Source organism: Micromonospora sp. NPDC049580, from assembly GCF_040675595.1.
Lineage (GTDB): Bacteria > Actinomycetota > Actinomycetes > Mycobacteriales > Micromonosporaceae > Micromonospora.
This window is the reverse complement of sequence record NZ_JBFAPG010000387.1, coordinates 1-6,120: the sequence shown is the minus strand read 5'-3', so window position 1 is coordinate 6,120 and position 6,120 is coordinate 1. Positions and strand designations below refer to the sequence as shown.

Below are 6,120 nucleotides of genomic sequence, written 5' to 3'. Positions count from 1 at the left end.
CGTACGCCGCCGCGCACGTGGTCGCCGACCCGGGCGCGGAGAACGTGCCGGGGGCCCCGGCGGCGGTGGACTGGGACACCACCCTCGCGTTCCGGCGGCACCTCTGGTCGTACGGGCTGGGCGTCGCCGAGGCGATGGACACCGCCCAGCGGGGGATGGGCCTGGACTATCCGGCCACCCGGGAGCTGATCCGGCGCAGCGCCGCCGAGGCCCGCGCCGTGGGCGGCCGGATCGTCGCGGGTGTCGGCACCGACCAGCTGCCGGCCGGCCCGGCGACCCTGGCGGCGGTCGCCGCCGCGTACCGCGAACAGCTCGACGACGTCCGCGCGGCCGGCGCCCGGCCGGTGCTGATGTGCAGCCGGCACCTGGCCGCCGCCGCCCGCGGCCCCGAGGACTACCTGCGGGTGTACGACGAGCTGCTGACCGCCGCCGGGGAACCGGTGGTGCTGCACTGGCTCGGGCCGATGTTCGACCCGGCGCTGACCGGTTACTGGGGATCTGTCGATCTGGATCTGGCCGCCGACACGGTCATCGAGCTGATCAAGGCGCACCAGTCCACCGTGGACGGTGTCAAGGTGTCGCTGCTCGACGCCGGCCGGGAGGTCGCGCTGCGCCGCCGGCTGCCGGCGGGGGTACGCCTCTACACCGGCGACGACTTCCACTACCCGGAGCTGATCCGGGGTGACGAGGTGGGCCACTCTGACGCGCTGCTCGGGGTGTTCGCGGCGATCGCGCCGGCCGCCGCCGCCGCGCTGGCGGCCCTCGACCGGGGCGACCTGGCGGCGTACGACGAGATCTTCGCGCCGACCGTGCCGTTGGCCCGGCACCTGTTCGCGGCGCCGACCTGGCACTACAAGACGGGGATCGTGTTCCTGGCCTGGCTGGCCGGTCACCAGGACCACTTCACCATGGTCGGCGGCGCGCAGTCCGGGCGGTCCCCGGCGCACCTGGCGACCCTGCTCACCCTGGCCGACGCGGCCGGGCTGCTGCCCGACGCCGACCTGGCCGCCGCCCGCGCGCGGTCGTTCTTCACAGTGGCGGGTGTGGAGCAATGAGTTTGGAGCGGTTCTCGTTCAACCAGGCGACCGCCCAGCACTGGCCGTTGCCCGAGGTGGTCGCCGGCTGTGTGGCGGCCAACGTGCCGGGCATCGGGCTGTGGCGGGAGCCGGTGACGCAGTACGGGCTGGCCCGCTCGGCGAAGCTGGTCCGGGACGCGGGTCTCGCCGTCACCTCGCTGTGCCGGGGCGGCTTCTTCTCCGGCGACGACTGGCGTGCGGAGAACCTGCGGGCCATCGAGGAGGCGGCCGTCCTGGGCGCGCCCGAGCTGGTGCTGGTCTCCGGCGGGTTGCCGCCCGGCAGTCGGGACATCGACGGCACTCGGGCCCGGGTCGCCGACGCGATCGGCGAGCTGGCACCGCACGCGGCGGCTGCCGGGGTACGGCTGGCGATCGAGCCGCTGCACCCGATGTTCAGCGCCGACCGGTGCGTGATCGCGACCCTCGGCCAGGCGCTGGCCATCGCCGAGCGGTTCGACCCGGCGGTGGTCGGCGTGGTCGTGGACGCGTACCACGTCTGGTGGGACGACACGGTGTACGCGCAGATCGCCCGCGCGGGGGCCCGGATCGCCGCCTTCCAGGTCTGCGACTGGGTGACTCCGCTGCCGGAGGGCGTGTTGCTGGGTCGGGCGCTGCCCGGTGACGGCTGCATCGAGCTGCGTCGGCTGCGCGAGGCCGTGGACGCGGCCGGTTACGTCGGCCCGATCGAGGTGGAGGTCTTCTCCGCCGAGGTGTGGGCGCGTCCGGGCGCGGAGGTGCTGGACGCGGCGATCACCGGCTACCTGCGCCACGTTGTCTGAGGCTCCCGAACGGCGGTGGCCGGCGGCGGTCGGCGCCTGGCTGGGCATCGGCACCGCGCCGGCCACCCTCGTGCTCGGTGCGGCGATGGCCGCCCGGCACGGTGGCCCGGTGCCGGTGACCGGCCTGCTGGTCGGCGGGGTGCTGATGGCGGCGCTGCTGTGGGGGCAGGGCCGGATCGGCCTGCGCCGGCCGCTCGGCGACGGCGGAACGCTTACCGCGGTGCTGCCCGCCTACCTGGGCGACACCTCGCGGCTGCTGCTGGCGGCCGTGCTGACTGTGTCCATGATCGGCTGGAACGGTTTCAACGTCGGGCTCGGCGGCGCCTCCCTCGCCGCTCTGACGCACCTGCCGGGCTGGGCCGGGCCGGCGCTGCTGGAGGTGGCGGTCCTCGCCGTCTCCTGGGCGCCGGCCCGGCTCGGCAACCGGGTCGCGGTCGTCACCACCCTCAGCGCGGTGGTGCTGGTCGGCTGGTGCCTGACCGTGTTGCCGCCACCGGGTGCTCCGGTCCGTGTCGCCGCCGGCGGGCTCGCCGACGCCGCTGCGCTGATCGGGTATGCCGCGGTGTTCGCGCTGCGCGCCCCGGACTTCAGCGTCGACCTCGCCCGACGGCGGGACCTGGCCTGGTGCGTGGGCCTGCTGATCGGGCCCGCGCTGCTCGGGGTGCTCGCGGGCGCCGGCCTGTGGCTGCGAACCGGCTCGGCGGACGTGGTCGCGCTGCTCGCCGCCGGTTCGGGACTGGCGGCGTACGCGAATCTGTTCGTCGCGGTGGCGGTCTTCGCGGCGGCGCTGACCACGACGTACTCCGGGGCGCTGGCGGTGCGCGGCCTGGCGCCCCGGGTGCCGGCCCGCGTGGCGATGCTCGCCGTCGCGGTGCTCGGCGGGATGCTGGCGGTTGCCCGCTTCGACCGCCTCGTCCTGCCGTGGTTGACCCTGCTGGCCGCCGCGCTGCCGGTGCTTGTCGTGCCGATGGCCGTGGAGGCGGCGGCACGGCGGCGCGGCCGTGCCCCACGGACCGTGCCCGCGTGGTGTTGGGTGCCGCCGGCACTGCTCGCGGTCGGGTGCACGCTCGCCGGGGTGGGCGTCGCGCCGCTGCTCGGGCTGGCCCTCGCCGGGGCGCTCACCATGAGCTGGCGCCGTTCCCTCTGGTGAGGGACAGGGCTCGCCTCCTGGGGGGAGGTGGCAGGGTTCGACGGCGCGGATCGTGGACGCCATGAGCCCCACCTCGACCGGTCCGAGCCTGACGCCAGCCGTGCCCACGGGAGGCGCCGGGAAACCGGCGAGCAGGTTCGGGCTGACCAGGGCCCCTTGTTCGCGGGGCGCCGTCAGCGCAGAGCCGGTGGTAACTGTTCAGCTCGACGGGGGAGGACCGATGACGAAGCATGCTGTCCGGGCGGCGCGGATGTTCGACGGCGAGCGGCTCGTGGACGGCGGGGTGCTGGTCCTGCTGGACGACTGTCGTATCACCGACGTGCACCGGGGTTGGGCGCAGGCGCCGGAGGACTGGCCGGTGCGCGAGCATCCGGACGGCACCCTGCTTCCGGGCTTGATCGACGCGCACGTGCACCTGTGCGCCGATGCCGGGCCGGACGCGCTCGGCCGGCTCGCCGAACGTCCTGAGACGGACCTCGACGCGGTCGTCGAGGCGTCACTGGGTGCGCACCTGGCGGCCGGCGTCACGACCGTCCGGGACCTGGGCGACCGCCGCGGTGCCGTGCTGCGGTGGCGGGACCGGGGGGTGCGCGACGACCTACCAACGGTGGTCGGGTCGGGCGCGCCGATCACCAGCGTCGGCGGGCACTGCTGGTGGATGGGGGGCGAGGCGAGTGGCGTCGACGGGATCCGCGCGGCCGTGCGTGAGCAGGCGGCGGCCGGCGCCAACCTGGTGAAGGTCATGGCCAGCGGCGGGGTGTTCACCCCCGGCACCGACACCACGCGGCCGCAGTTCAGCGACCAGGAGCTGACCGCCGCGGTGACCCGGGCGCATGATCTCGGCCTGCCGGTGACGGCGCACGCGCACGCGCTCAGCGCTGTCGAGCAGGCCCTGCGCGTCGGTGTCGACGGCATCGAGCACTGCACGTGCGTGACCGCGGCCGGCGCCCACGTCCCCGACGACCTCGCGGATCGCCTGGCCATGTCCGGGGTGGCGGTCTGTGCCACGCTCGGCACCGACCCAGCCGTGATCACCCCGCCGGAGGTGGTGGAGATGGCGGCGCGGGCCGGGCTCAGCGAGGCCGCGCTGCGCGCCGCCGCCGCCACCCTGCACCGGGCCGGGGTTCGCCTGGTGGCCGGCTCGGACGCGGGCCTCGGCCCCGCGAAGCCGCACGGGATCCTGCCGGAGACGCTCGTCGAGTACGTCGCGTGTGGCATCCCCGCCACAGCAGCCCTCGCCGCGGCGACCTCGGTCGGCGCCGAGGTGTGTGGCCTGGGGCGGAGTAAGGGCCGCGTCCGCCCCGGCTATGACGCCGACCTGCTGGTCGTGGACGGCGACCCGACCAGCGACATCACCGTACTGCGCCGCCCGCTCGCCGTGTACCTCGCTGGGGCGGTGCCTGGAGACTGAGCAGTCGCGGGCTGTGGGAAGGCGCCGACCGGCGGTAGGTTCGTCGGCATGGATCTGGAGGACATCGCCGCCCGGCTCGGGGTGCCCGTCCAGGACGTCGAGCGTGTGCACCGGCTCGCCGGGGACCAGCCGTCGGCTCCGCTGCCAGCCAGGGCCGACGCGCCCGCGCTCCTTGACCGGCTCGCGGTGCGGCCGGACGACGCCGCGGAGATCATGGCGGGCTGGCCGGACCCCGACTCCGCACTGTGGACTCCGGAGCTGTGCTGGCTGCTCGACCGCTCGATCGCACTGGTCCGTGCCGATCTCGGTGGCCACGTCTGGCTGCCGCCCGGTCCGGAGCTGCCGCGCGAACGGGGCAACGCGTGGCGGCACCTCTACGTGTACGCGTACCTCGCCCTGGTCGACGTCGTCCGGGGTTACCACCGCGACCACGGCGTGCCCGATGCCGTTTCCTGGCTGACCCTCGCGGACCTGGGCCGCAATCTCGCCGTCGATCGGCGGATGCGGGGTGAGGGTTGGCCGGTGATGCAGAGCTGGCTGACGCTGCATGTGCGCGGCGGCGTCTACGAGCTGGGCCGGCTGCAGCACCACCGGGGCGGCACGACCCTCGGCCTGCACATCCCGGAGTCGGGACCGTTGACGCCGGAGGCGATCACGGCGTCGCTCGACGAGGCCCGCGCCTTCTTCCCGCGCCACTTCCCCGACGAGCGCTACACGGAGTTCTCCTGCGGCTCGTGGCTGCTCGACCCGCAGCTGCGGGAGTACCTGCCCGAGGACTCCAACATCGTCCGGTTCCAGCGACGGTTCGAGCTGGAGCCCTACGAGGAGCCGGAGGGGCTGGACGCGGACGTCGAGGTGCTGCGGTTCACGTTCCGCACCCTGAGCACGCCGCTCGATCAACTGCCGCGCCGCACCGCCCTCCAGCGCGCGATCGTCGACCACCTGGCGGCCGGCCGCCACTGGCAATGGCGCCAGGGCCGCTTCCCGATCTGACCATCCACCTGGGAGCGCGGACCCCGCTCTGCCAGCGCCTGGAAAGACGATCTAGGCACAGTGGCCGCGACGTGATCTTCTATCTCCGGCGATCCGTAACACCGTGCAAATCCTCGATTAACCGTCGACGGCTTAGGTGGGGGAGCGCTCCCATGGCGGGTCGCTCGATGACGTCCAGTTCGTTGACGATGCTCAGGTCGATGAGCGACCGACGTCGAGCCCCACTCGTCGTTCTCACCTGACCCACGAAGCGGTCGAACACCTGGCCGGTCGTGGCCAGCTCCCGCCAACTGCGTTCCCGGTCGCAGGCGCCGTACAGATAGACAAGCTCCTCGGCGTCGGCGCCGATCAGATCCCGCAGGACCGCACGATCGGCCCGATCGAGCAGGGTGAGGTCGAACCCGTCGGTGCCGTAGACGGCGTGGGTGAGGCCCGCGGCCTGCACGTCGCCGTCGCAGCCGAGCGCGGCGAGTCGGTCGCTGACGCGACACAGGTGGGCGTACAGATTGCCCCCGGGATGCGCGATCTGCTCAGCGCCCCGGTCGCGCAGCCAGCCCCGCACGGCGGTGTCGGTGCTCATGGCCCCGACTGTAGGTATCGGCTGCCGGAACTCGCTGCCCCCGGACGTGGGCAATATGTCACACGCTCAGGTGGATGTCGCCGAGGTCCGAGGGGAGATCTTGGACAGTTTCCGTTCGGGCCGAACGGAAA

At 74.0% G+C, this 6,120-nt stretch carries 6 protein-coding genes; 5 read left to right on the top strand and 1 reads right to left on the bottom strand.

Annotated elements, in window-relative coordinates; translation table 11 throughout:
• From AB0J68_RS24795 to AB0J68_RS24775, 5 genes are all read left to right on the top strand, one after another.
• Positions 1-1,055: dihydrodipicolinate synthase family protein (locus AB0J68_RS24795; protein WP_363940606.1), on the top strand; the 1,055-nt coding region annotated here is incomplete at its 5' end.
• Positions 1,052-1,855, top strand: a complete 804-nt coding sequence (locus tag AB0J68_RS24790) for a sugar phosphate isomerase/epimerase family protein (RefSeq protein ID WP_355065093.1) — start codon at positions 1,052-1,054, stop codon at positions 1,853-1,855. The genes AB0J68_RS24795 and AB0J68_RS24790, both read left to right, overlap by 4 nt.
• On the top strand, positions 1,848-3,005 hold the full coding sequence (locus AB0J68_RS24785; RefSeq protein WP_355065095.1) for a hypothetical protein: 1,158 nt from the start codon (positions 1,848-1,850) through the stop codon (positions 3,003-3,005). The genes AB0J68_RS24790 and AB0J68_RS24785 overlap by 8 nt, the downstream gene beginning before the upstream one ends.
• A 220-nt stretch (positions 3,006-3,225) precedes the next feature.
• Positions 3,226-4,416, top strand: coding sequence for an amidohydrolase family protein (locus tag AB0J68_RS24780; protein ID WP_355065097.1), 1,191 nt, complete (start codon positions 3,226-3,228; stop codon positions 4,414-4,416).
• A 48-nt stretch (positions 4,417-4,464) separates the two neighbouring features.
• Positions 4,465-5,409, top strand: coding sequence for an acyltransferase domain-containing protein (locus AB0J68_RS24775; protein WP_355065099.1), 945 nt, complete (start codon positions 4,465-4,467; stop codon positions 5,407-5,409).
• 79 nt (positions 5,410-5,488) lie between these two features.
• Here AB0J68_RS24775 and AB0J68_RS24770 read toward each other — a convergent pair whose 3' ends face one another.
• A complete protein-coding gene (locus AB0J68_RS24770) occupies positions 5,489-5,989 on the bottom strand; it encodes a DUF6817 domain-containing protein (protein ID WP_363940605.1) in 501 nt (166 codons plus the stop codon).
• Positions 5,990-6,120: the final 131 nt, after the last annotated feature.